At 69.6% G+C, this 24,569-nt stretch carries 21 protein-coding genes; 9 read left to right on the forward strand and 12 right to left on the reverse strand.

Annotation, left to right across the window (positions count from 1 at the left end; genetic code table 11):
- Positions 1-59 precede the first annotated feature (59 nt).
- Positions 60-206: a hypothetical protein gene (locus ACN28F_RS31015; RefSeq protein ID WP_421361030.1), complete on the forward strand. Its 147-nt coding sequence runs from the start codon at positions 60-62 to the stop codon at positions 204-206.
- Here the strand turns inward: ACN28F_RS31015 and ACN28F_RS31020 are convergent.
- The 12 genes from ACN28F_RS31020 to ACN28F_RS31075 form a co-directional block, all read right to left on the reverse strand.
- The gene (locus tag ACN28F_RS31020; RefSeq protein ID WP_421361032.1) at positions 178-3,189 is read right to left on the reverse strand and encodes an AfsR/SARP family transcriptional regulator; all 3,012 of its coding nucleotides are present in this window, start codon (positions 3,187-3,189) and stop codon (positions 178-180) included. The two genes, ACN28F_RS31015 and ACN28F_RS31020, sit on opposite strands and share 29 nt — an antisense overlap.
- A 169-nt stretch (positions 3,190-3,358) precedes the next feature.
- The gene (locus ACN28F_RS31025) at positions 3,359-3,712 is read right to left on the reverse strand and encodes a hydroxyisourate hydrolase (RefSeq protein ID WP_289205987.1); all 354 of its coding nucleotides are present in this window, start codon (positions 3,710-3,712) and stop codon (positions 3,359-3,361) included.
- 89 nt (positions 3,713-3,801) lie between these two features.
- Positions 3,802-4,494 (reverse strand): HAD family hydrolase, encoded by a 693-nt coding sequence (locus ACN28F_RS31030; protein WP_289205988.1) that lies wholly within the window; start codon positions 4,492-4,494, stop codon positions 3,802-3,804.
- Between the two features lie 39 nt (positions 4,495-4,533).
- Positions 4,534-5,796, reverse strand: a complete 1,263-nt coding sequence (locus ACN28F_RS31035; protein WP_289205989.1) for a sulfate adenylyltransferase subunit 1 — start codon at positions 5,794-5,796, stop codon at positions 4,534-4,536.
- Entirely contained in the window at positions 5,796-6,743 is a 948-nt protein-coding gene (gene cysD / locus ACN28F_RS31040; protein ID WP_289205990.1) for a sulfate adenylyltransferase subunit CysD, read from the reverse strand. Before cysD ends, ACN28F_RS31035 begins: the two co-directional genes overlap by 1 nt.
- 50 nt (positions 6,744-6,793) lie before the next feature.
- On the reverse strand, positions 6,794-8,170 hold the full coding sequence (locus ACN28F_RS31045; protein WP_289205991.1) for an MFS transporter: 1,377 nt from the start codon (positions 8,168-8,170) through the stop codon (positions 6,794-6,796).
- A 45-nt stretch (positions 8,171-8,215) separates the two neighbouring features.
- Positions 8,216-9,010: a class I SAM-dependent methyltransferase gene (locus tag ACN28F_RS31050; RefSeq protein WP_289205992.1), complete on the reverse strand. Its 795-nt coding sequence runs from the start codon at positions 9,008-9,010 to the stop codon at positions 8,216-8,218.
- 35 nt (positions 9,011-9,045) lie between these two features.
- Positions 9,046-10,197, reverse strand: a complete 1,152-nt coding sequence (locus tag ACN28F_RS31055; protein ID WP_421361036.1) for a hypothetical protein — start codon at positions 10,195-10,197, stop codon at positions 9,046-9,048.
- 41 nt (positions 10,198-10,238) lie between these two features.
- Positions 10,239-10,970: an SDR family NAD(P)-dependent oxidoreductase gene (locus ACN28F_RS31060; protein WP_289205994.1), complete on the reverse strand. Its 732-nt coding sequence runs from the start codon at positions 10,968-10,970 to the stop codon at positions 10,239-10,241.
- Positions 10,967-11,725 (reverse strand): hypothetical protein, encoded by a 759-nt coding sequence (locus ACN28F_RS31065; RefSeq protein WP_289205995.1) that lies wholly within the window; start codon positions 11,723-11,725, stop codon positions 10,967-10,969. The genes ACN28F_RS31060 and ACN28F_RS31065 overlap by 4 nt, the downstream gene beginning before the upstream one ends.
- A 64-nt stretch (positions 11,726-11,789) precedes the next feature.
- On the reverse strand, positions 11,790-13,115 hold the full coding sequence (locus ACN28F_RS31070; protein WP_421361039.1) for a transaldolase family protein: 1,326 nt from the start codon (positions 13,113-13,115) through the stop codon (positions 11,790-11,792).
- A 159-nt stretch (positions 13,116-13,274) separates the two neighbouring features.
- On the reverse strand, positions 13,275-14,105 hold the full coding sequence (locus tag ACN28F_RS31075; RefSeq protein WP_289205997.1) for an alpha/beta fold hydrolase: 831 nt from the start codon (positions 14,103-14,105) through the stop codon (positions 13,275-13,277).
- 207 nt (positions 14,106-14,312) lie between these two features.
- On the opposite strand from ACN28F_RS31075, the gene ACN28F_RS31080 reads away from it, so the two are divergent.
- The 8 genes from ACN28F_RS31080 (at position 14,313) to ACN28F_RS31115 (ending at position 24,568) form a co-directional block, all read left to right on the forward strand.
- Entirely contained in the window at positions 14,313-15,023 is a 711-nt protein-coding gene (locus tag ACN28F_RS31080; protein ID WP_421361041.1) for a ThuA domain-containing protein, read from the forward strand.
- Entirely contained in the window at positions 14,993-16,111 is a 1,119-nt protein-coding gene (locus ACN28F_RS31085) for a Gfo/Idh/MocA family protein (protein ID WP_289205999.1), read from the forward strand. Before ACN28F_RS31080 ends, ACN28F_RS31085 begins: the two co-directional genes overlap by 31 nt.
- Before the next feature lie 388 nt (positions 16,112-16,499).
- Positions 16,500-16,715: an MbtH family protein gene (locus ACN28F_RS31090; RefSeq protein WP_289206000.1), complete on the forward strand. Its 216-nt coding sequence runs from the start codon at positions 16,500-16,502 to the stop codon at positions 16,713-16,715.
- 250 nt (positions 16,716-16,965) lie between these two features.
- Positions 16,966-18,684 (forward strand): condensation domain-containing protein, encoded by a 1,719-nt coding sequence (locus ACN28F_RS31095; protein WP_289206001.1) that lies wholly within the window; start codon positions 16,966-16,968, stop codon positions 18,682-18,684.
- Positions 18,603-19,451, forward strand: a complete 849-nt coding sequence (locus ACN28F_RS31100) for an iron-containing alcohol dehydrogenase (RefSeq protein WP_289206002.1) — start codon at positions 18,603-18,605, stop codon at positions 19,449-19,451. The genes ACN28F_RS31095 and ACN28F_RS31100 overlap by 82 nt, the downstream gene beginning before the upstream one ends.
- 382 nt (positions 19,452-19,833) lie before the next feature.
- Positions 19,834-21,015, forward strand: coding sequence for an L-rhamnose isomerase (gene rhaI, locus ACN28F_RS31105; protein ID WP_289206003.1), 1,182 nt, complete (start codon positions 19,834-19,836; stop codon positions 21,013-21,015).
- A 44-nt stretch (positions 21,016-21,059) separates the two neighbouring features.
- On the forward strand, positions 21,060-23,090 hold the full coding sequence (locus ACN28F_RS31110; protein ID WP_289206004.1) for a bifunctional aldolase/short-chain dehydrogenase: 2,031 nt from the start codon (positions 21,060-21,062) through the stop codon (positions 23,088-23,090).
- Positions 23,087-24,568, forward strand: a complete 1,482-nt coding sequence (locus ACN28F_RS31115) for a rhamnulokinase (protein ID WP_289206005.1) — start codon at positions 23,087-23,089, stop codon at positions 24,566-24,568. Before ACN28F_RS31110 ends, ACN28F_RS31115 begins: the two co-directional genes overlap by 4 nt.
- Position 24,569: the final 1 nt, after the last annotated feature.

Consider the following 24,569-nt stretch of genomic DNA (forward strand, 5'->3'; position numbering starts at 1 on the left):
CCTGTTTCCTGATGACCAGCGGCGCCGATGGTCGGACGTCGACAGGGAAGGAGCCTCCAATGACGATCAACAAGGTGGTGGCAGCTGTGGCCGCGGCCATGTTCGCGCTCACCGTCGTCGTGACCGGGCCGGACACCGGGAAGGTCACCGCCAGCCCGGCCGACCTTGCCGCGTCGCTCACGTCGGGTGACACGCCGTGGGACTGACCGGCTCCGTCAGCTGTCGTCGCAGGTCGTTCACCCGCTCCAGCCACCGCCGCGCGCCGATCTCGGTGAACGCCTCCTCGGCGTCCACCAGCCGGCGCCGCACCGTCGGCTGGTCGCCGTGCCGCAGCGCCAGCTCCGCCAGCATCAGGATCGCCCGCCCTTCGATCAGACGATTCCCGGTACGACGGGTCTGTCCGAGCACCTCGGTGAGCGCGTCCCGGGCCTGGTCGAGTTGCCCCCGCTGGATCCGTACCGCGCCGATCCCCAGCCAGGCGTAGATCTTGCCGACCGGGTCGTCGGTCGTCGTGGTGGTTTCCAGTACCTCGGTGAACTCCGCCTCCGCCTGCTCGTACTCGCCCTGGGTGAGATACAACTGACCCAGCCGGTGCCGTGCCTGGGCACCGACCCGACGGGCCCCGACATCGGTGCAGATCGCCAGAGCAGCGCGTAGCAGCCGCTCACACTCCTTCGGTTCCGCACGGTCGGTGCGCAGTTGGGCGAGGTTGATGAGCACGTGTGCCTCGGCCACCCGGTCGCCAGCGGTACGCAGGTCCGGCAGGGCGCGCAGATACCGCGACTCGGCCCGGTCCTCCCGTCCACGCAGGCGGTCGATCGAGGCCAGGCTCCGCAGGGCCAGCCCCCGGCCGCGTCGATCGTCGGTGCCCTCGAACCAGGACAGCGCCCGTGACAGGTCGCTTTCGGCGTCCTGGAGCCGTTGCTCAATCAGCGCCAGACCTGCCCGGGAGCAGCGCACCGCCGCCTCCCCGTACCCGTCGCCGTGCCGGATGGTGGTCTCCAGCGCGACGTCATGCGTGTGGAGCCAGTCCTCGCGGTGCAGTTTCGCCTCGAACAACGTCACCGCGGCGACGGCGAGATTCCAGCAGAGATCACTGAACCGAAGATCGGCGGCGACCCGGACGCTCGCGACCAGGCCGGCATGTTCCGAGGCGAGCCACTCGATCGGGTCGGCGAGCAGCGACTCCACCAGGTGTTGCGGAAGCTCCCACAGAACCACTGTGGAGTACAGGACGGTGTAGTCTCCGCCGTACTCCCGGCGGTGGGCGGCCCGGGCCAGGAACAGCAGGCACCGCAGGTACCGCTCCATCGCGGCCGCTCGCTCCGCAGCCGGCACGTGCGAGTTGAGCAACTCCCGGGCGAAGACCCGCACCAGGTCGTGGAGCCGGTACCGGGCGTGCACCCCGGCACCGGCATGGACTTCGACCAGCCGGGCGTCCACGAGCTCGTCGAGCGCGTCCGCGCCGTCGTACAGCTCGACGCCGAGGAGCGGGCCGGCCATCCAGGTCGCGAAGTCGTTCACGTTGAGTGCGCTGAGCAGAAGAAGCAGCCTGCGGGCCGTGCTTCCCAGCGTGTCGAAGGAGACCGCGAGGGTCGCCCGTACCCCGGTCCCCTCCAGGGACAACTCGTCCAGACGGCGGCTCTCGTCGCCGAGCTGGCGGGCCATCCGTGCGATGTCCCAGTGCCCCCGCACCGACAGCTTTCCGCCGGCGATCTGCAACGCCAGCGGCAGGTGACCACACAGTTCGGCGACCCGTGCCGCCTCCTGCGGTTCGGCCTTCACCCGGTCGGTCCCGATCACCTGACGGAGCAACTCCACGCTGGCTTCCGGGTCCAGGACATCAAGATCGTGTCGGTACGCCTGACCGAGCGCCGCGAGCGGGCCCCGGCTCGTCACCAGGACCGCGACCCCCGGTGCGCCGGGAAGCAACGGCTCCACCTGCCACGGCCCGGCGGCGTCGTCGAGAACGATCAACATCCGGGCGTCGGCCAGCCGGCTGCGGTACAGGCCGGCCAGCGCGTCCGGCTGGCTGGGGATCACCGAGGGCGCGACGCCCATGGCGCGCAGAAAGTGCTCGTGTACCTGTTCCGGCGTGACTGGGCGGAGTTCCGTCCCCCGCAGGTGCGCGTACAACTGCCCGTCCGGAAACTGGCTCATGACCGCGCGCGCAGCGTGCAGGGCCAGTGCGCTCTTGCCTACCCCCGCCGCTCCGCTGATCACTATCAGCGGTGGCGTCTCGTCGGCCGAGGCGTCGGTGAGGGTGGTGCGGATCTCCACGACGGTGCTGCTGCGACCAATGAAGCCTCGGTGGGACACCGGAAGTTGTCGGGGCACCGGTGGCTGTGCCGTGGGCGCCGGCGGGGCGGATGCGACCCAGGCCACCGTGGAGTCCGCCTCCAGGATCGCCCGTTCCATGTCTCTGAGGTCGTCGCCCGGGTCGAGCCCATGCTCCTCGACCAGCATCGTCCGGGCCTGCCGGAAGGCCTCCAGTGCCTCGGCCTGCCTCCCGTCCCGGTAGAGGGCGAGCATCAGCTGGGCGTGGCCCTTCTCTCGGAGCGGGTGGGCCACCACGAACTGCCGTAGCTCGCCGACGAGCTCGTGGTGGCGCCCGAGCTCCAACTCCAGCCCGAGACACTCCTCGGTGACGGCCAGACGGTCCTCGTTGAGCTGTACGGCTGCGGACTGGACGAGTCGGCTCCGCACGTCCGAGACAGCCTCTCCGCGCCACAGACCAAGCCCCCGGCGGAGAGTCCGCACCGCGGTGGCGTGCTGCCCGGTGCGGGCCGCGTCCCGCCCGAGTGCCACCAACTGCCGGAAGTGGTGGGCATCCACACTCTCTCCGGCCACCTGGACGGAGTACCCTTTGCCGTGCGTGACGATCACGTCGGGGATTCCGAGTTGATCCAGCTGGGAGCGGAGCTTCGAGATGGCGATGTAGATCTGGGCCTGTGCGGTGGACGGTGGCCGTTCGTCCCAGACGGCGGTGATGAGCCGCTCCGCGGGTATCACCTTGCCGAACTCCAGTAGCAGCGTCGCCAGGATCACCCGCTGCCGGGTCCCCCGGATGTTCTCGGGCCTGCCGTCGACGAGCATGTCGAACGGACCGAGCAGCCGAAACTGGACGGCGCGGTCGTAGTGCTGTGGCTCCGTCGGGTCGGGCTCACCTCTATCGATGGGTGACTCCATCGATCCCATCCCTCCGCGCCTGCTACGGCCCACCAAGGTGTTGCCCGCAAGGCTACCCGACGGTGACAGCCCGAAGTGGCGTCGGCGGAGGTGCGTCATGTTGCACCGGCTGCCAACGACACGGTGACCAGGTGCGACCCGTCAGCTGAAGACGGTGCGACCGCCGTACCTAGCCGCTCGGTCGGTCGACGGTCGTCAGACGGCGTACCGACAAGGCGGCCGGAGTGACCGCCACCAGCAGCCGCACGTTCTCGTAGGGGCGGGTGACGCGGAAACAGAAGTCCAGCGACGACACCAGCGGTTCCAGGCCCATGGCCGAGAAGTAGCCATCGAGATCCACCGCCAGTCGGTACCGGCCGCAGGCTCTGGAGATCCGCTGGCCCACGACGCCGCCGGTGGCGTCGGTGCGGGCGCTCAGCATGGTCTGCCACACGGCGTCGACCTCACAGGACAACGCCACCGGGACGCCCTCGGCGGGACGTCCGAACGTCTGGTCCATCACCTCGACTGAGATCGACCGCATCTCGGTTGCCTTCCGGAGGGAGGGGTGATCCCGGGCTGCCGCCGCATCGAGTCAGGATCACGGCGATCCGGGTCGAATCGGCGGAAGGTTCACCGGCTGACCGCAGACTCCAGCTGCCGGTTCCGCCAGTGGTCGAGGAGCCCGGGAAGCTCCGTCATGGTGGCGAAAGTGGTGGCACCTGCGGCGGCCAGCACCGTGGCCAGCCGGCCGGCCGGGGTACCCGTGTCCGGTGGTGCGTACCCGAAGACCGTCATCGCGGCGCTGACACCGGCGCGGACCCCCACCAGGCTGTCCTCGATCACCGCGCACCGGGCTGGCCGACAACCGAAGTCGTCGGCGGCGCGCAGGAACAGGTCCGGGTCCGGCTTCCAGGTCTGATGATCGTACGCACTGTAGATCCTGCCATCGACGTACCTCAGCAGGCCGGTCAGGGTGAGTACGTATCTGATCTTCTCCATCGGCGCGCTCGACGCGACGCAGAAGGTGGTGTCGAGGTCCCGGAGCACCTGGGCCACCCCCGGCACCGGCCGCAGCTCCCGAGCGAACCGCTGCGCCGTCCGCTGCCGGAACTCCGCGACGAACGAGTCCCGCAGCCGCGCGCCGGCCATGGTCTCCAGCTCGGCCACCCACTCGGCGACCTTGCGTCCATGAATGAGTTCCAGCGCCTCCCCGGTGTTCACCGCGACACCCCGCTCGGCAGCCATCTCCCGGGCGACCTGGGCGCTCAGGATCTCGCTGTCGACAAGTACGCCGTCACAGTCGAAAATGATCAGTTCGGACATGGTCGCCTCTCGCCGTCAGTCTGGTCGGTGCAGTGTCGATCAGCCGGTCATGCCGGCGGCGATCGTGTCGCCGCGGCTCTTGTCGATCACCAGGAACGATCCGGTTCGCCGGTACTGCGGATAGTCGTCCAGTGGAAGTGGCCGGTCCAGCTCCAGCGCCACCCGACCGATGTCGTTGACCTGGAGCACCTCCGGCCCGGTGACCCGGCGCAGCGTCGCCAGGTCCAGACGGTCCACGAGCCGGGTCACCGTGGCGTCGACGATCTGGGTTCCGTGCCTGATCAGGTAGCGGTCGCCCGCCCGCAGTCCACCGCCGGTGAGCACACACAGGGTCGGCGTCAGGTGGCGGCGTACCAGGGGGCTGCTGGCCAGCGGCGCGATCAGGTCACCCCGGTGCACGTCGACGGGGTCGGCGAGCCGCACCGTCACCGACTGCGGGGCGGTCGCCACCGTGGCCGGCCGGCCGAGGACGTCGATCGACTCGATTACGGAGGTCCGGCCGGCGGGCAGGACCGCGACCGGCTCACCCACCCGCAGCGTACCGGCGACGAGCTGCCCGGCCGGGAGTTGCCGTCCGTCGTCGGCGGTGAGTGTGCACTGCACGGGAAGCCGCGCCGCCTGTGCGACATCGGTATCGCCGACGGGTACGGATTCGAGGTACTCGAGCAAGGTGGGACCGCCGTACCAGTCGGTGTGTGCCGATGGGGCGATGACGTTGTCCCCGCGCAGCGCTGACACCGGGATGGTGGCCACCTCCGGGACGCCGAGCCGGTCGGCGCATTCGGCGAAGGCCTGGGCCGTACGGGCGAAGGTCTGCTCGTCCCAGTCGACCAGATCCATCTTGTTCACCGCCGCGACCACCCGGGGGACCCGTAGCAGGGCCGCAACCGCGGTGTGGCGCCGGGTCTGCTCCACCACGCCCTTGCGGGCATCGATCAGCACCACCGTCACCTGCGCGGTCGACGATCCGGTCACCATGTTCCGGGTGTACTGCACGTGCCCGGGGTTGTCGGCCAGGACGAACCGTCGACTGGCGGTGGCGAAGTACCGGTACGCGACGTCGATGGTGATTCCCTGTTCGCGCTCGGCGCGCAGCCCGTCGGTCAGCAGAGCCAGGTCCGGCCCGTCCTGGCCGTTGACCGGCGACCGGGCCCCGATCGCGGCGAGCTGGTCGCTGAGCACCGACCTCGAGTCGTAGAGCAAACGTCCCACCAGCGTGGACTTGCCGTCGTCGACCGAACCGGCCGTGGCGACCCGGAGCAGGTCCGCGTCGCCACCGGATGCCTTCAGGTAGTCGGCCATCAGAAGTACCCCTCTCGCTTGCGGTCCTCCATGGCAGACTCGCAGAGCCGGTCGTCGATTCGGCTCGCTCCGCGCTCGCTCACCCGGGACGAGGTGATCTCCGTGATCACGTCGCGGACCGTGCCGGCCGTCGACTCCACTGCCCCGGTGCAGGACATGTCGCCCACCGTGCGGTAACGCACCCGGCGGTTGACGACCCGCTCGTCCCCGCGTGGGCCACCCCAGCGGCCGGGTGCCAGCCAGGAGCCGTCGCGGGCGAAGACCTGCCGAAGGTGGCTGAAGTAGATCGACGGCAGCTCGATACCCTCCCGCTCGATGTACTGCCAGACATCCAGCTCGGTCCAGTCGGACAACGGAAAGACCCGGACGTGCTCACCGGACACGTGCAGCCCGTTGTAGAGCTGCCACAGCTCCGGTCGTTGCCGACGGGGGTCCCAGGCGCCGAACTCGTCACGCAGGGAGAAGACCCGCTCCTTGGCACGCGCCTTCTCCTCGTCGCGGCGGGCCCCGCCGATCAGCGCATCGAAGCGGTGCCGCGCCACACTGTCCAACAGCGGGACGGTCTGTAGCTTGTTTCTGCTGCCGTCCGGCCGCTCCGCGACCTCGCCACGATCGAGGTAGTCCTGCACCCGGGCCACGATCAGTTCCAACCCGAGGTCGGCGACCACCCGGTCGCGGAACTCGATCACCTCGGGAAAGTTGTGGCCGGTGTCCACGTGCAGTAGCGCGAACGGAATGCGTGTCGGGGAGAAGGCCTTGCCCGCGAGGTGCACCGCGGCCATCGAATCCTTGCCGCCGGAGAAGAGAATCGCCGGGCGTTCGAACTGACCCGCGGTCTCCCGCAGAATCGCCACCGCCTCCGCTTCGAGCTCGTCCAGGTGCGGCAACGCGGCCCTGGCTGGTCGCTGGTCCCAGTCGGACCCCGCTGCTGGCAATGTCAAGACCATCGAAATCTCCTTGTCCCGTAGCGAATGCATCGGATCTGGCGGTGGGCGTGCTACCGACGGAACGCGGCCGCCGCGACGCCGGGTGCGTCGGTTCGGTCGGGACGACCGTCGGCGGGCGGACGCGTGGTGTCCGGCCGGCCGATCTCCGGGCCGTGCTGGATGTCGGTTTCGGCCGGGCGGGCGTCGGGCTGCTCCGGCAGGCCCTCCCGAGGCAGCAACAGGGACAACGCGCCCAGCACCACCAGGGCGACCGCGATCATCGCGTAGATGGGCAGGAAGCTCTCGGTGACCTCGCGCAGAACCCCGGCCAGGTAGTTGCCGAGCATGCCGCCCACTCCCAACGTCACGTTCGCCACGCCGAACACCGTGGTGGCCGCGGATCCGCTGGCGGTCTTGGCGATGTACGCCGGTACCAGACCAAAGATCGGATAGAACGCGACCGCGAACAGCACACCGGCGACGACCGGGAACACCCCGGTCGGGGTGACGATCAGAAGCGCGGCGGAGGCGAGGATGGACCCGTAGCAGAACAGCAGTGCCAACCGGACGCCGGTCCGGTCGGAGAACCAGCCGACGAGGAACCCGGCGAACATGCCGACGAACCCGATCACTCCCCAGACCGTGGCGCTGTACTCCACCGAGAAATCGAGTCCTTCCCGCAGGTACGGCGAGAGGTAGTTCTGGAACGGCATGGTGGCGAAGCCGTTGAGGAACGTGATCGACCAGATGATCAGCATCCAGGGCACGACCATCGCCCGGGCCGCCGTCCGGGGCGGTGTCCGCCCCGTGCCCGTCGTGGGTTGCCGCGTGTGACGGAACAGGCCGAGGCGCCAGAAGACCACCGCTGCGACGACCGTCACCACGAGCGTGCCGGAGCCGACCGTCCACCAGACACCGCGCCAGTTGTCCGCCCGCAGGAACACCGGCACCAGCAGGCTGTTGACGAAGACGCCGTAGCTGGTGCCGCTGGAGATCAGACCCAGCACCTTCCCCCGGTGCTGGTAACCGATCGCCCTGGCGACGATCTCGACCATCGGCACGTACACCGAGGCGGCGGTACCGCCGAGAACGACCAGCAGGACTCCCACGATCGCGATGTGGTCGCTCAGCGGGAGCAGCACCAGAGCGGCGCCGCAGAGCGCCACCGAGCCGATGATCACCTGTCCGCCGCCGAAGCGGGCCGCCGCCCACGCGCCGAGCAGCGCGAACAACATGAAGCCGAACTGCCCGCCTGCGGTGATCACCCCGACCGCGGTGTATCCGAAGCCCAGATCCGCGCGCATGTCCGTCACCAGCTGAGCGAACAGGTAGAAGCCGAAACCGTAGGTCGCGGCGACGAAGCTGGTCAGCAGCACGGTGAGAACGACGGCGGTGAGTCCGGCGGTACGCGGTCGCCGCGCCGCCGGTTGGATCGTTGAACTGCTCATGGTCCTTCCTCTGTGGCTGTAGGCGGTCGCATGGGCCGGTGGTCGCTACTGCCGCTGGGCGACGTGGATCACGAAGTCCGGGTCCGTGTCGGGGCGGTATGGTTGGAAGTCGCCGAAGGTACGGACGCCGCCGAAACCGTGCCCGCCCAACAGGTCGAGCAGCTCCGTGGTGAGGATCGGGTACACCTCGAGGTGGTAGGTGTGGCCGTCAGCGAACGCGTACCGGAACCGGCACCGCTGCTTGTCGACGCTGGCCACGCTCACCCGCACCCCGGAGCCGCAGTAGTAGTGCTGGCCGGAGCTCTGGTAGCGCGCGGCGCGGATCGCGTCGAAGTTGCGATGGTCCAGCAGCAGCAGGCCACCGGGCCGGAGCATGGCGTGAAAGGACTCCAACGCCCGTACCTGGTCGGCCGGCTCGAACAGATGTGGAAACGAGCTGCCCAGGCAGAGCACCGCGTCGTAGCGCCCGGACACCGTGGCGGGCAGGTCCCGCCAGTCGGCCGGGACGAAGGGCAGCACCTGCCCTCGTGCGCGGGCGTTGTGCTCCGCCCGGCGGAGCATCTCCGCGCTGGCGTCGGCGGCGGTGACCTGGAACCCGGCCTCGGCCAACCGGACCGCGTGGTATCCGGTGCCGGTGGCGACGTCCAGCACCTGCCGGGCACCGGCAGCCCGAAGGATGTCGACGAAGAACTGTCCTTCGCTCTGGCCCCGCCGGTCCCAGTCGATCAGCTCGTCCCAACGGTCGACGAACGGCCGTACGTACTGGTCCGCGTGGTCATCGGCGAGTTCGGTGGGGGCTGCCGACGTCGGCGGTCCGCTCGTCGTGGTCGCGTAGGTCATGGGGACTCCCATCAGCTCGGCGGAAACGTGACCGTTCAGCGGAACGTGGCGGCGAAGGCGGCGAACCGGTCCCGCAGTTCAGCCGCGGCGACGGCGGTCTCGGGCAGGGACAGCGTCCGGCACTCGTAGCCGAGGTACTTGCGCATGATGGCCATCTCGGGCTCGGTGAACGTCACACTGCCGTCGGCGTGAATGGCCTCGATACCGTCGGACCGCTGGCACCGTTCGTTGATCTCGACGGCCTCGGCCAGGGTCAGACCGGCGGGCAGGTCGATCGTCCCTCCGTCGCGGTCGACCCGGACCGGGTAGCCGCCGGGCAGGCCGTCCGGCGCCGGAGCGTGGGCGAACGCGCCGCTGCCGGTGGCCATCGCGGTGAGGACCCGGACCGCCGACGCGGCGGTCAGGTGCTGGCCCGCGATGCCGCCCTGCCGCTTCAGGTCGCCGGTCAGGCGGGCGAACAGCGACTCGTGCCGAACTTGATCGGTGCGGTCCACGCCCCGTACGGAGACCGCCAGAGCGTAGGCGCCGTCACCGGCCGTGCCGAACCTCGGCACGTAGTGGCTGAAGTAGTGCTGGGTGACCAGTTGGACCCGGACATCCTCAGGCGGCTCGCCGAGTTCCGCCGCCGCGCTGAAGGTGAGCGCCGGAATGATGTTCGCGACGTTGCCGATCCCGATCGTGGGGGCCAGACCCACCTGGCGCAGCACCGGGCCGACGGCGTCCGGGAACGCGGCGTTGACCACCCTGGCGTGGCTGCCGGACATCCGGACCGCCTGCATGAGCTGGTAGTTCAGGGTGAGGTGCATCGGCAGCCACGGGCCGAACTGGGCCTCGTCGAGTGCCTCGAAGATGTCCTTGGGCAGCCTGGTGATGACGTGCCAGGCCTGCAGCGAGGCACCCATGAAGACAACGTCCGGACGCACCCGCGCGAGCGTTTCCGCCGTTGCTGCGATGTCGTCGAGGTCCATCGACACGCTGGCGATGTCCGGGTACGAGCCGAGGTTGGCGGCCGCGAACCGGACCAGGTTGCCGAGCCGCTGGTTGCCTTCGACATCCCGGCCGGCCAGCACCAGCCGGTTGGTGGCGGGGTTCGCCGCGAGTAGTTTGGCGACCCGCGTCGACAGGTCACCCATCCCGACGATCATGATCAAGGGTCGGCGGTCGTGACTCGCTGGTGGTGCGGACATGCGACTCTCCTTCGAATGTCGGCGTACGGGGATGGCGATGGTCACCGCGGGTAGCAGCCGTTGTCGGCCGGGATCAGCGCGCCGGTGAGCGTCCTGGCGCGGTCGCTGAGCAGGTACGCGCAGACGTCGGCCACGTCCGCCGGGGTGATGTCGCCGGTGAGCCGCTCCTGACGCTTGTACTCGTCGTACCGGTACTGCGGGATGCGGTCGGCGATGGCGGTGTTGACCACCAGGCCGGGGGCCACGGCATTCACCCGGACATGGGGGGCGAAGTTCATCGCATTGGACTTGGTCAGTCCGATCACGCCTGCCTTTACCGTGCCGTACAGGGCGTCGGAGCTGCCGACCTCACCCGCCACGGAGGCGAGGTTCACGATCGCTCCGTCCCGGCGGGTCGCCAGCAGCCGTTCACCCAACCGGCGGGACAACCAGATCGGCCCTTTGAGATTGACCTCGATGACCTTGTCCATCGTCGTGTCGTCGTAGTCCCAGACCGGCTGACCCAGGTACATCCCGGCGTTGTTGACCAAACCGTTGATCTTGGGGTGGCGAGCGAAGACCTGGTCCATGAGCCGGTCGCAGTCCGCGCGCGACCCGACGTCGCAGTGGTACACCTCCAGGGCCCGGCCGTGGTGTTCCTCGGCCAGATGCTTGAGCGCCAGGTCGTCGATGTCGGCCGCGAGTACCGTCATTCCGGCCGTGAGGCAGTGCTGGACCAGCGCGCGGCCGATCCCGTTCGCACCGCCGGTGACGAGTACGGTGTGGATGGTCATGCGGTGACCTCCTCCAAATGGGTGCTGTCGAAGCCGAGTAGGGCCTGGTAGTAGGGCCGGCAGTAGTCGATGAGGTCCTGGGTGTGCGGCGGCGAGGGCGCGGCCTGGCGAGGGCGGCCCGGATCACGGCGGCGGGTGAGGCCGGTACTGGCCATCACGTCCCGGTGCCAGCCTTCCCAGCTGGTCCACTCCGGCCGTGGCCCGGGCGACCAGCGCAGGGCGTCGGGGACGAACGTGATGCCGACCCTCTCGCAGTAGCGCGCCATCACCCGATACGGGTCCGCGAGCAGCCGGTCCGCGTCGATCACCACCGGCACCGTGCCGGTCAGCTCGCGTACCTGCTGGAACAGCTCCCAGAGTTGCGCGTAGCCCAGCGCCTCGCGGGTCACGTCCGGATGGACGGCCAGGTGTGACGGGACCGCCGCCGCTGGATTCCGGATCAGGAAGGTGTTGACCTGTCCGCGCAGATAGTCCGGATCCGCGAGCAGATGGTCCAGGGCGTGATAGGGAAAGTCCTTGTGAAACACCGGCCGGGTGAGCCGGGCCGTCTCCATCATCCGCTTGATTTCCGGGTACGTCCGCGGCTGCGACGGGTCGACCCGCTTGTGAGGGATGTCGGTGCGTTCCTCGTGCACGTAGTAGACGTAGGAGAACGCCTCGTGGAAAACGGCGAAGTCGCCACGCTCGATGAAGGAGCGCTCGAACGCCGTGGAGAGCGATCGGGGGTGGCTCCAGAGCGCCACGGAGATCTGCATGGTTGCCTCCTGGGCAGGCGCGCTGGCCGGCGACGACCCGGGATCGGGTCGCGGGATCCGGCGCTCAGCGCGTCGGTACGGGTTCGGTCGTCAGCTGCCGCGCCACGAAGTCGACCAACCGCCGGGTCTGCTGCAGCACTTCCGCGTAGTTCGCGACGAACGGGCCGTAGTGCGGAAACTCGTCCGGGCGCATCCCGGCCGGGTCGATCGCCCGGCGGAACGACGGCAACCGCATCAGCTTGTCGTACACGGCCGCCGGCGGTTCGGTGTCGATCGCGTTCGGGCGGAAGCGGTCGAGCTCCGCCTCGCGACGCATCAGGTCAGCGAGGAACTGCGGCTTGCAGGTGTAGACGATGTCGGCGCCGGCACTCTCCTCCAGGTGCATGCTCAGCGTCGCGCCGTCCGGGGCCGGCGAATCGGTCTCCAGACTGGACAGCAGCAGCTTCACCGGGTGCCGGTTGTCGGTCAGTGTCGCGTAGACCCGCTTGAGCACCGCCACCTCGGCCCACCGCACCTCCTGCTGGCTGAGCGGAATTCCCCGTGCCGTCGCCTCGTCCCGGAGGTCGCCGTGGCTACCAAGCCGACCGATCATGTGGGTGACCACCGCCCGATGGGATGTCAGATTCACACCGGCGGCGGATCCTTGCGCCAACCCTGTCTCCACCGCCTCGATGTAGGCGGCGAACTGCGGCATGGTGTACGAGAGGGTCCCGTTGGTGCTGACACCCCGGGCGGCCAGCCGGCGCACCACGCGGTATCCCTGCTCGGTGCCCGGTACCTTGACCATCAGGTTGGGGCTGAGCCGCGCCAGCTGCAGCGCCTGCTCGTACATCCCGTCCGCGTCGAACATCAGTCGGGGATCCAGCTGGCCGGAGACCCAGCCGTACCGGCCGTGGCTGTCCTGCCACATCGGCAGCATCGCGGTCGCGGCCCGACGTACCGCCTCCCGGTACAACAGCCAGAACGCGCTGCCCACGTCGGTGAGCGACTGTCGCCGTGCCTGTTCCCGCAGCTCGGCCGTCCAGAAGTCGGCCGACGCCAGCACACTCTTGGTGATCAACGACGGATTCGTGGTGATGCCGCGTACCAGGGCCGGCGGACGGGCTTCTCCCCAGTGCAGGAACCGGTCCAGCTGCGTGGCCCAGCGCGTGTGCTGCGACGGGTCGCACGCCTGCGCCAGGATCCTCCTACGCTCGGCGGGAAAGTCGAGCGGCGAGGAGTCCCACCAGATCTCCAGCTCCGGACGGCAGGACTGAAGCTTCTCCAGCACACTGCTGCCGGTATCGACTCCGCGCTCCGGCGGCGCCGAGACCCACGGTTGCGCGTCGTTCGGCGCGGTCACCGGCGCCGGCGAGCTGCGCTCGGCCACGGCGAGGTCCTGCACTCTCATCGCAATCGCCCTCTCGAATCGGGTCGGTCCGCTGGTGTGACCAAGAGTCCGACCCGGGGCGTATCGATGACCTATCCGCTGTCTATCCGTCGGCGCCGCAGGCGCAATCCGGGCGTCGGGAGCCGGTCGTACCGCGGCGACTCCCGACGCCGCCGATGGTCAGCCCGCCCGGACGAAGTCGAGCAGGGCGGCGGTGAGTTCCGCCGGTGCGTCCTCCTGCACCAGGTGACCGGCCTGCGGGATCAGCTGCAGGGACGCCGCAGGGAACCGCCGTGCCAGCTGGCGGCCCTCGGCTGCGGGAATCCACTGGTCCTCGGTTCCCCAGCAGACGAGTACCGGGATGGTGACCTCGCCGAAGCGGTGCTCGATCTCGGCGGTGTGTGCCTGGTCGGCCTGTGCGATCTGGCGGTAGAAGCCGGCTTGGCCGGTGTCGCCGAGCCAGGGCCGCACGAGGTGTTCAAGCGTGTCCGGTAGTAGCCCGGCTGCGGTGGCCGAGCTGATGTACTCCCGTACGAGCGCCCGGTGCAGGGCGGACGGCAGCGCGCTGAACACCTCGGCGTGCTGCTGGACGAGCCGGAAGAACGGCGAGCCCCAACCGCCGAGGGCGACCGCGTCCACCAGGGCGAGCCGTCGGTACCGTGCGCCGTGCAGCAGCATCGCCCGCAGCGCGGTGGCGCCGCCGACGTCATGGGCGACCACCGTCGGCTCGGCCAGTTCCCAGTGGGCCAGCAACGCGGCGAAGGTGCGGCCCTGGGAGGCGAGGGAGACATCCTGGCCCGGGGCCATCTCCGACGAGCCGTAGCCGGGCATGTCCCATACGTAGACCTGGTGACGCGGGGTCAGGGCCCGGACGACGCGTCGCCAGACGTAGGAGGAGAAGGGGGTGCCGTGCAACAGTACGACGGGCGGTGCCGCTGGATCACCGAACCGGTCCCACCGGACCTGTCCGGCGTCGCTTTCGTACGCTTGGGTTAGCTTCCAGTGCTCCATAGTGCGCTTACCCTACCGTTGGCGGACGAATAGGACGAATTCTCCTCGGGCGTTCTGGTTGGGTCGCCCACCCCGTAGCTGGGACCGCTCGTGCCGGGCGAGGGTCGACCGGGCGGTGGCGGGTACGGTTGTCGATGGTCGCAAGCTGCGGGCGTCGTCGCGGCGGCATCGGCTGCCCAGGGCGACGGACCGGGGGAGGGAGCGGGTGTGGATCGGCGCAGAGCACTGGTGGTCCGGGGCGGTTGGGAGGGACACCGGCCGGTCGAGGCGACGGAGCTGTTCATCCCGTTCCTCGAACGCAGCGGATACACGGTACGGGTGGAGGAGTCGACGGAGATCTACGCCGACGCCGCCGAGTTGGCCGACACCGACCTCATCGTGCAGTGCGTGACGATGTCGCAGATCACCGCGGAGCAGGTGGCGGGGCTGGCGGCGGCGATCGTGGCGGGGACCGGTTTCACCGGCTGGCACGGCGGCATCGTCGACTCGTTCCGCGCCTGCTCGGACTACCTGCACCTGGTGGGCGGCCAGTTCGCCACCCACCCGGGCGTCGAACCGTGCGAACGCAGTGGCGGCGAGAAGGACAACTTCCTGCCCCACTCGGTGACCATCACCGACCTCGGCCGGGAGCATCCGATCACCGCCGGGATCGCCGATTTCGACCTGCTCACCGAGCAGTACTGGGTGCTGCACGACGACCTGATCGAGGTGCTGGCCACCACCACCCACCCGACGCGGGCGTGGCACCCGTGGCACCGGCCGGTCACCTCGCCGGCGATCTGGACCCGCAGTTGGGGCGCGGGGCGGATCGTCGTGACGACTCCCGGACACAGCCTCGACGTGCTGGAGCACCCGTGCGTGCGCACCGTCATCGAAAGGGGGATGGTGTGGGCGACCCGCACGGCATCGGCGTCGTAGGTCTCGGGGTCATCTCCCGCGCGTACCTGGACACGCTCGTCGACCATCCCACGGTGCGTGTCGTCGCGGTGGCCGACCTCGACGTCGCCCGGGCCGCCGCTGCCGCCGCCACGATCCCCGGGGCCGAAGCGGTGAGCGTCGAGCGACTGCTGCACCACCCCGACGTGGCGACGGTGCTCAACCTCACGATCCCGGCGGCGCACGCCGAGATCTCGGGCGCGGCGATCGACGCCGGCCGCAACGTCTACGTCGAGAAGCCGCTCACCGTCACGTTCCCCGAGGGCCGGTCGATCATCGACCGGGCGGCGTCGGCCGGCGTCCGCGTCGGTTGCGCGCCGGACACCGTCCTGGGCACGGGTACGCAGACCGCCCGCGCGGCGATCGACGGTGGACTGATCGGGCGCCCGATCTCCGCGTCGGCTGTCATGGTCACCCCGGGGCACGAGCGCTGGCACCCTGCGCCCGACTTCTACTACGCCCCGGGCGGCGGCCCGCTGATGGACATGGGGCCGTACTACATTTCGGCGCTGGTCCACCTGCTGGGGCCGGTCCGGGCGGTGACCGGCGCGGCCAGCCGGCTGCGTGACGTCCGGGTCATCGGCTCGGGACCCCGCCTCGGGCAACGCATCCCGGTCGAGGTGCCGACCCACGTGACCGGGGTGCTGGAACACTCCGGTGGTGCCCTGACCACCCTCACGACGAGCTTCGACGGTGTCGCGACGACGGCCGCGCCGATCGAGGTGCACGGGGAGGACGGCACCCTGGCCGTGCCCGATCCGAACACCTTCGACGGCGAGGTCCGTCACCTCGCGCTCGACAGCCCCGGGTGGCGTGCCCTCGAACCACGGGCCGGCTACGTCGCGGCCTCCCGGGGGGTCGGCCTGATCGACCTGGTCCGGGCCGACCCGGCGCGTCCGCCACGGGCCAGCGGCGATGTGGCGCTGCACGTACTCGACATCATGACCGCCCTGCTCTCCTCTGCCGCGCAGGGTCGGCGGGTCGAGCTGACGACGACGGTCGAACGCCCTGCACCCGTCCCGTTGACCCCGGCCGAGCAGTGGCGGTCAGCCCGCGCGCCTGGGCGCTGAGGGCCCAGCTCTACGGGTTCCTGGGGCCCAGCTCTACGGGGTTCCTGCGACGCCGACCCCGGTTCCGGATCGCGGAGGCGGTACTCGGTCCGACCCAAGGCCTGGTCTGCCCGACGGTGGTCGTGGCTCCTGGCGTTGGCGTCCGGTCCGGCTTGGCCGGTCCCGGCCTGAATTGGTAGTTATTGGTCCATGCTGGGATTTCTGGACCTGCATCGTGGCCTAATATGGGGCTATTGATCGTTTCGTTGACCAATTTCTGGTTTAAAATGCCGTAAGGATGAATGGCAATAAGTTGCCGACAATTTGACAACGGTGTTGACTCCTCTTTATGCGTCGTGTCATCCTCCTGCATCGGGTCTTGTAATTGGCGGCTGCAAGGGGTGTCAGCATGTTCGGCGACGACGAGACGATCGTGTACGCGGTGGTTCTGAATCAGGAGGAGCAGTACTCGATCTGGCCGCACGAGCGTGATGTGCCAGCCGGATGGTCCCAGACGGGCATGGTGGGCACGAAGGCCGAGTGCCTGGAGCACATCGAGAAAATCTGGGTGGACATGCGCCCACGATCCCTACGGGACTGGCTTTCTGGCGAGGTGAGCTCCTGATTCTAGTCAACTACTTGACTCAGAGGTTGACTTGCTGATCAACTGATCGCTCGATCAGCTGTCAAGCTCCGTTGGGAGTGCTTTCTGGCGGCTGGAGAGATGTCGGCGCGATGCTGCGCCACGGTGACGTCGGCCCGCCGGCGGCTCGAGAAGTGTCATCGCGCGGGATCTCAGCAGGCGGCCCCTTGGCGCTGGCCGGGCCCGTCGCTGGTCCAGGTGGTTACGCGACTACGGAAGTCGGAGGCCGGTCGTGCGATATGGGGCGTCCCCGCTGCAACGTGGCCTGATCGTGAACAGCTTGCGCGACCGGGATGCCGGGGTCGACGTCATCCAGGTGCTTCTGACCTTGCCGCAGGCGTTGGACCGGGCTGCCTTCGAGGCCAGTTGGCATACTGCGACGTCGCGGCACGAGGTGCTGCGGACCGGGTTTCACTGGCACCCCTCGGACGGGCTCATGCAGGCCGTCGAGACGACGGCGAAGATCGGAATCCGGTGGCATGACGACAGGCGGTCCCCGTACGACCTGGACAGTTTTCTGCGTGCCGACCGGACGGAGGGGTTCGACCCTGACCGGCCCCCGCTGTTGCGGATCACCGTGCTCGCCCCGACGGCGCAGCCCACCGTGGTGCTCACCTTCCACCACGCCATCCTGGACGGCCGGTCGCTGGTCCTGCTGCTCGACGAGGTCCTCACCGAGTACCTCGCCCGGCTGGCCGGGCAGCCGGTCGAGCATCCGGCGCGGCCGCCGTTTCGCAACTTCATCGACTGGTGGCAGCGGCACGACCTGGCGTCGGCGCGGCGGTTCTGGTCCGAGTACCTCGCCGGCTGCGAGCCTGCGCGGCCGTTCGCCGGATACCTCGGCGAAGTCCGCCCCGCCGGGTCCGGCTCGGCGCCCGGTGGCCCCAGCGCCCCCAACACCCTGACCGTCGAGCTGACCAGGGACGAGTCCGAGCTGGTCAGGGCCGCCGCGACCACCGCCGGGGTAACGGTGAACAGCCTGGTCAACGCCGCCTGGGGGCTGGTACGGGCCCGTTACGCGGGTCAGCCGGAGGCGGCCTTCGCGGTGACCAGATCGTGCCGTGGCGCCACCGCACCCGGCGCGGCGGAGATGATCGGGCTGCTGATCAACACCGTCCCGGTACGCCTCCGTGTCCCGGCCGAACTGACCGTCACCGAGCTGCTCCGCGACGTCCATCACCGGATCCGGCAGGTCCGCGATCACCAGTACGCCCCGTTCACCACGATCCTCGAGTGGGCCGGACACCGGCCAGAGGTGCCGCTGATCGACAGCCTGGTGGTCTTCGAACGCCAGCTGGCCCACTCGGTGCTGGCGCAGCGGCACCCGATGCTTCGGGCGGCGGGCATGCGGCTGGAACGCCTGCCCAGCTATCCGGTCACCCTCTACGTCTTCGACGAGCCCCGGATGCAGCTGTTGCTCATCCACGACGGCAACCGGCTGCTCACCGCCGCCGCCGAGCGGATCCTGGCCCACTTTCGTACCGTCCTGCTGACCATGGCCGGCCAGCCGCATGCGCTGATCGGCACCGTGGCGCTGGGGGACGAGACCCAACGGATCTCAGCCCGGCGTGGCCGGTCCGATCCGGGTCAGCTGCCGGCTGCCACCATCGGGGAACTCTTCACCACCGTCGTCAGCGATGCTGGGCAGGCACCGGCGCTGACCGACGGCGACCTCGAGTTGTCCTACCAGGATCTCGCCGAGCGGGCACACCGGCTGGCCTGGTTGCTTCGTGAGCACGGCGTGGACTGCGACGTTCCCGTGGCGGTGGCGCTGCCTCGCGGGATCGACCTCGTCGTGGGGTTGCTCGCGGTGAGTCTCGCCGGGGTCGCCACGGTGGGAGCCCGCGCGACTTCTACGGCGAGTCGAGGGTGCCGGGGCCGACGATTCCTCTCGTCGCGGTCCCGACGACGTCAGGCACCGGCTCCGAACTTACCCCCGTCTCGGTGTTGACCGACCCGGACCGCGAGCTGAAAGTGGGCGTTTCCAGCGTCCACATCGTGCCCGACTTCGCCATCGTCGACCCCGAACTCACCTACACCTGCCCGGCGACCGTCACCGCCCACTCGGGCATCGACGCGTTCTGTCACGCGGTGGAGAGCTACACCGCGCGACCCCGGGCACACGGTCCACGCGACCTGGTGGAGCAGGTGTTTCTCGGCCGCAACCCGATCACCGACCACTACGCGCTCCTGGCCGCTGCACGGATCGCCTGCAGCTTGCGTCGTGCTGTCCGGGACGGAGGCGACACGCAGGCGCGCGCGGACATGTCCTATGGGTCTGTGCTGGCCGGGCTCGCCTTCTCTCACGCGGGCAACGCGGCCCCGCACGCCCTGCAGTACCCCATCGGCGCGGCCACCCACACGCCGCACGGCCTGGGTGTCGGGCTGCTACTGCCCTACGTGCTGGACGCCGTCAAGGGTGCCATCGGCGACCGGCTGGCCATCCTCGCCGGGGTTTGCGGGCTCGACGTGTCCGACGCTTCGGAGGCCGAGGCCGCAGCCGCGTTTCTCACCTGGCTCGACCGGCTACTCGCTGACATCGCCATCCCGTCGACCTTGGCCGACATCGGCGTGGCCCGCGCGGATCTGCCGCGTTTCGCGGAGATGGCCAGTGGCGTCACCCGTCTGATCCAGAACCATCCGGGCCCGACCGACGCCGCGAGCCTGACCGCGATCCTCGAAGCGGCCTGGACCGGGGACCGGACCCGACAGTCCTGACTCGGGGCGGAGACAGTGGGGATGGAGAACGGCCTGCCGGCGGGCCGGGCGGTCCATCGCTTGTAAAACGTTTCACCTGGTCACCTGACGGTGCCGTGGCGGGCAGGAGTGTCGCCTGACGGTGAGTCGGCGGGAACGCCTCGCGGCTCCCGCGCGGCGACGCGGCAGCCAGCCGAAACTCTTGACCTGCGCCTCAGGCCACGCCTATCGTCGGGATGGACATGAAACGTTTCATAGCCGCCGGCGATGGCGACGACCGAGGCTGACGCCGGTGGCAGACGCAGAGATTGCGTTCTCCGTCGGCGTGCCGAGCGGGACTTGGCCGGGGATCCAGGCCCCGGCTGAGATCTTCCGTCCCGAAGAGCAACTGGGGGGAGTGGCAATGACCGAGATCGACCCGACCACGCGCAGACGGGTCCTCGACGCCCTGCGGAAGCAGCGCATCGAGACGGCCTCCTGGGCGTACGGCAACTCGGGTACCCGGTTCAAGGTGTTTGCGCAGGAGGGTGTGCCCCGCGACCCGTACGAGAAGGTCGCGGACGCGGCTACCGTGCACCGATTCACCGGCGTCGCACCGACCGTGGCGCTGCACATTCCCTGGGACCGGGTGGACGACTACGCCGCGCTGGCCGGGTACGCCAGGGAGCAGGGCGTCGAACTCGGCACGATCAACGCGAACGTGTTCCAGGACGACGACTACAAGCTGGGCTCGGTCACCAATCCCGACCCGGTGGTGCGCCGTAAGGCGATCGGGCACCTGCTGGAGTGCGTCGACGTGATGGACGCCACCGGGTCGCGGGACCTCAAGCTGTGGTTCTCCGACGGCACCAACTACCCGGGCCAGGACAGCGCCCGCGAGCGCCAGGACCGGCTCGCGGTGGCGTTGCGACAGACGTACGACCGGCTCGCCGGCGACCAGCGCCTGCTGCTGGAGTACAAGCTGTTCGAGCCGGCGTTCTACCTGACCGACGTGCCCGACTGGGGCACCGCGTACGCGCACTGTGTCGAGCTGGGCGGGCGGGCCCAGGTGGTCATCGATACGGGTCACCACGCGCCGGGTACGAACATCGAGTTCATCGTGGCTTTCCTGCTACGTGCGGGGAAACTGGGGGCCTTCGACTTCAACTCGCGGTTCTACGCCGACGACGACCTGATGGTGGGCTCGGCGGATCCGTTCCAGCTGTTCCGGATCATGCATGAGATCGTCCAGGCCGACGCGCTGCGCCCGTCCTACGGCATCGCGTTCATGTTGGACCAGTGCCACAACATCGAGCCGAAGGTGCAGGCGGTCATCCGTTCGGTGCTCAACGTCCAGGAGACGACCGCCAAGGCGTTGCTGGTGGACACCACGGCGCTGACCGCCGCGCAGCGCTGCGGTGATGTGCTGGAGGCCAACGCCGTGTTGATGGACGCGTACAACACCGATGTGCGGCCGCTGCTGCGCGACCTCCGCGAGGAAATGGGTCTTGACCCGGATCCGGTCGCGGCCTACAAGCGCTCCGGGTACCTGGAGCGGGTCAGGTCCGAGCGGATCGGTGGGCAGCAGGCAGGTTGGGGCGCCTGATCTGCGACGACGACCGCTTCAGCTTGAAGACTGCAAAGGAAGTCATGACGAATCCCATGGTGCGTGACCTGCTGGTCCGCAGTAATCGGCTGGGGGCCGACCCGGCGAACACCAACTACGCCGGGGGAAACACCTCCGCGAAGGGCGTGGGGACCGATCCGGTGACCGGCGAGCCCACCGACCTGCTCTGGGTCAAGGGTTCCGGCGGCGATCTCGGCACGCTCGCCGAGGGCGGGCTGGCCGTGCTCCGGCTGGACCGGCTACGGTCGCTGGTCGACGTCTACCCGGGGGCGGAACGCGAGGACGAGATGGTCGCCGCGTTCGACTACTGCCTGCACGGGCGGAGCGGTGCGGCACCGTCCATCGACACCGCCATGCACGGACTGGTCGACGCCCCGCACGTCGACCATCTGCACCCGGACTCGGCAATCGCGATCGCGACCGCGGCCGACGGGCCGGCGCTGACCGCGAAGATCTTCGGCGACCGGGTGCTCTGGGTACCGTGGCGGCGGCCCGGCTTCCAGCTCGGCGTCGACATCGCCGACGTGTATCGGACCAACCCGCAGGCCATCGGGGTCATCCTGGGTGGGCACGGGATCACCGCCTGGGGCTCGACCAGCGACGAGTGCGAGACCAACTCCCGGGAGATCATCGCGACCGCGGCCCGGTACATCGCCGAGCACGGCCGGTCCGAGCCGTTCGGTGCCGTGACCCACGCAGCCCTGCCGCAACAGCAGCGCCGGGACCGGGCCGCCGCACTCTTCCCGGTGCTACGTGGCCTGGCCTCGACCGACCGGGCCCAGGTCGGCCACTACACCGACAGCGACGTCGTGCTCGACTTCGTCGGCCGGGAACGGATGCCGGAACTGGCCGCGCTCGGCACCTCCTGCCCGGACCACTTCCTGCGGACCAAGGTGCGGCCGATGGTCCTCGACCTGCCACCGGATGCCGGGCTGGCGGAGACGGTCGCACGTCTCAAGGAACTGCACGTCGCCTATCGTGCGGACTACCGGGCGTACTACGAGCGGCACGCCGGGCCGGACAGCCCGCCGATGCGCGGTGCCGATCCGGCGGTCGTGTTGGTGCCGGGCGTCGGCATGTTCAGCTTCGGTGCCAACAAACAGACTGCCCGGGTCGCTGGCGAGTTCTACGTCAACGCGATCAACGTCATGCGGGGCGCCGAGGCGGTGTCGACGTACGCCCCGATCGACGAGGCGGAGAAGTTCCGCATCGAGTACTGGGCGCTGGAGGAGGCCAAACTCCAGCGGATGCCGAAGCCGAAGCCCTTGGCAACCCGGATCGCACTGGTCACCGGCGCCGGCTCGGGTATCGGCCGGGCGATCGCTCACCGGCTCGCCGCCGAGGGCGCCTGCGTCGTGGTCAGCGACCGGGACCTCGCCGCCGCCGAAACCGTCGCGGCGCAGGTCGGCGGCACGGACGTCGCCGTCGCCGTACCGCTCGACGTCACCGACGAGGAACAGGTCGCCGCCGCCGTGCGGGCCGCTGCCCTGGCCTTCGGCGGGGTCGATCTGGTGGTCAACAACGCCGGGCTGTCCCTGTCGAAGTCACTGCTGGACACCAGCGTCCGCGACTGGGAGCTGCAGCACGACGTGATGGCCAAGGGATCGTTCCTGGTCTCCCGGGAGACCGCCCGGGTGCTGGTGGCGCAGGGCATGGGCGGCGACATCGTCTACATCGCCAGCAAGAACGCGGTCTTCGCCGGCCCGAACAACGTCGCGTACGGCGCTGCCAAGGCCGACCAGGCCCACCAGGTCCGGCTGCTCGCCGCCGAGTTGGGTGTGCACGGCATCCGGGTCAACGGCGTCAACCCCGACGGGGTGGTGCGTGGCTCCGGTATCTTCGCCGGTGGTTGGGGTGCCGACCGGGCCGCCGTGTACGGGGTGCCGGAGGAGAAACTCGGCGAGTTCTACGCCCAGCGCACCCTGCTCAAACGGGAGGTCCTGCCGGAACACATCGCCAACGCGGTCTTCGCGCTCACCGCTGGCGACCTGTCACACACCACCGGCCTGCACATTCCGGTCGACGCCGGCGTCGCCGCGGCCTTCCTGCGATGACCCCGCAACGTCCGGTCCGGTCCGGTCCGGCGCCGCCACCTGTCCACGTCCGCGAGGTCAGCGTCGCCGCCGTCGACCTCGGCGCCTCCAGCGGCCGGGTGGTCCTCGGACAGGTCCGCCGCGACGCCCTGCGGCTGACGGTGGCGCACCGGTTCGCCAACGAGCCGGTGCGCGTCGGCGGGACCCTGCACTGGGACATCCTGAGCCTCTTCCGCGAGGTGCTGACCGGGCTGCGGGCGGCCGGACCGGTCACCAGCGTGGGCGTGGACTCCTGGGCGGTCGACTACGGCCTGCTCGACTCCACCGGCGCGCTGCTCGGCAACCCGGTGCACTACCGCGACACGCGTACCGACGGTGTCCTGGAGCAGGTGACCCGACGCCTCGGCGCCGAACGCCTCTACGCCACCACCGGGCTCCAGCAACTGCCGTTCAACACGCTCTACCAGCTCGTGGCCGCAGCCGCCACACCGCAACTCGCCGTCGCCCACCGGCTACTCATGATCCCGGACCTGATCACCTACTGGCTCACCGGGCTGATCGGCGCCGAGGTCACCAACGCCTCCACCACCCAGCTCTACGACCTGCGCACCCGTGCCTGGGCACCGGGCCTGATCGGCGACGCCGGCATTCCCGCCCACCTGTTCCCTCCGCTGCGGAAGCCCGGCACCCGGACCGGGCGCACGCTACCGGAGCTGGATCTGCCCGGTACGCCGGACGTGGTGGCGGTCGGCTCCCACGACACCGCCTCGGCAGTGGTCGCGGTACCCGCCAGCGGTGAACACTTCGCATACATCTCCTGCGGCACCTGGTCGTTGGTCGGCGTCGAACTGGACCGGCCGGTGCTCACCGAGGCCAGCCGGCGCGCGAACTTCACCAACGAGGGCGGCGTCGACGGCACCGTGCGTTACCTGCGCAATGTCATGGGACTGTGGCCGTTGCAGGAATCGCTGCGGAACTGGGGGAACCCGGATCTGCCGAACCTGCTGGCCGCCGCCGCTGGCGAAGCGGGCTTCCGCAGCGTGATCGACATCGACTCGCCAGCGTTCCTGCCCCCGGGCGACATGCCGAACCGGATCATCGAGGCGTGCCGGCTCGCTGACCAGCCGGTGCCGCAGTCACCGGCGGCCGTCGTCCGCTGCATCATCGACAGCCTGGCGCTGGCGCACCGTCGGGCCGTGCACCAGGTGCAGGAACTCTCCGGCCGACACATCGACTCCGTGCACATCGTCGGTGGTGGCGCCCGCAACGCCCTGCTCTGCCAGCTCACCGCCGACGCCTGCGAGCTGCCGGTGCTGGCCGGGCCGGTGGAGGCAACCTCGATCGGCAACCTGCTGGTGCAGGCCCGGACCGCCGGCGTGGTCGGCGGCGACCTTGCTGCGCTACGACAGCTGATACGGCAGACTCAGCGGATCGTGCGTTACGAGCCTGATCGCGGGTCCGTGGCGGCGCGGGCAGCCAAGCGGCGGGCGGAGGTCTGAC

Origin of the sequence: Solwaraspora sp. WMMA2101 (assembly GCF_049179175.1) — a bacterium.
GTDB lineage: Bacteria > Actinomycetota > Actinomycetes > Mycobacteriales > Micromonosporaceae > Micromonospora_E.

Excerpts from the sequence above, each read along its gene's own strand:
- ACN28F_RS31015 (WP_421361030.1), top strand. The coding sequence starts at position 60 with ATGACGATCAACAAGGTGGTGGCAGCTGTGGCCGCGGCCATGTTCGCG.
- ACN28F_RS31020 (WP_421361032.1), bottom strand. The coding sequence starts at position 3,189 with ATGGAGTCACCCATCGATAGAGGTGAGCCCGACCCGACGGAGCCACAG.
- ACN28F_RS31025 (WP_289205987.1), bottom strand. The coding sequence starts at position 3,712 with ATGCGGTCGATCTCAGTCGAGGTGATGGACCAGACGTTCGGACGTCCC.
- ACN28F_RS31030 (WP_289205988.1), bottom strand. The coding sequence starts at position 4,494 with ATGTCCGAACTGATCATTTTCGACTGTGACGGCGTACTTGTCGACAGC.
- ACN28F_RS31035 (WP_289205989.1), bottom strand. The coding sequence starts at position 5,796 with ATGGCCGACTACCTGAAGGCATCCGGTGGCGACGCGGACCTGCTCCGG.
- cysD (WP_289205990.1), bottom strand. The coding sequence starts at position 6,743 with ATGGTCTTGACATTGCCAGCAGCGGGGTCCGACTGGGACCAGCGACCA.
- ACN28F_RS31045 (WP_289205991.1), bottom strand. The coding sequence starts at position 8,170 with ATGAGCAGTTCAACGATCCAACCGGCGGCGCGGCGACCGCGTACCGCC.
- ACN28F_RS31050 (WP_289205992.1), bottom strand. The coding sequence starts at position 9,010 with ATGACCTACGCGACCACGACGAGCGGACCGCCGACGTCGGCAGCCCCC.
- ACN28F_RS31055 (WP_421361036.1), bottom strand. The coding sequence starts at position 10,197 with ATGTCCGCACCACCAGCGAGTCACGACCGCCGACCCTTGATCATGATC.
- ACN28F_RS31060 (WP_289205994.1), bottom strand. The coding sequence starts at position 10,970 with ATGACCATCCACACCGTACTCGTCACCGGCGGTGCGAACGGGATCGGC.
- ACN28F_RS31065 (WP_289205995.1), bottom strand. The coding sequence starts at position 11,725 with ATGCAGATCTCCGTGGCGCTCTGGAGCCACCCCCGATCGCTCTCCACG.
- ACN28F_RS31070 (WP_421361039.1), bottom strand. The coding sequence starts at position 13,115 with ATGAGAGTGCAGGACCTCGCCGTGGCCGAGCGCAGCTCGCCGGCGCCG.
- ACN28F_RS31075 (WP_289205997.1), bottom strand. The coding sequence starts at position 14,105 with ATGGAGCACTGGAAGCTAACCCAAGCGTACGAAAGCGACGCCGGACAG.
- ACN28F_RS31090 (WP_289206000.1), top strand. The coding sequence starts at position 16,500 with ATGTTCGGCGACGACGAGACGATCGTGTACGCGGTGGTTCTGAATCAG.
- rhaI (WP_289206003.1), top strand. The coding sequence starts at position 19,834 with ATGACCGAGATCGACCCGACCACGCGCAGACGGGTCCTCGACGCCCTG.
- ACN28F_RS31110 (WP_289206004.1), top strand. The coding sequence starts at position 21,060 with ATGACGAATCCCATGGTGCGTGACCTGCTGGTCCGCAGTAATCGGCTG.
- ACN28F_RS31115 (WP_289206005.1), top strand. The coding sequence starts at position 23,087 with ATGACCCCGCAACGTCCGGTCCGGTCCGGTCCGGCGCCGCCACCTGTC.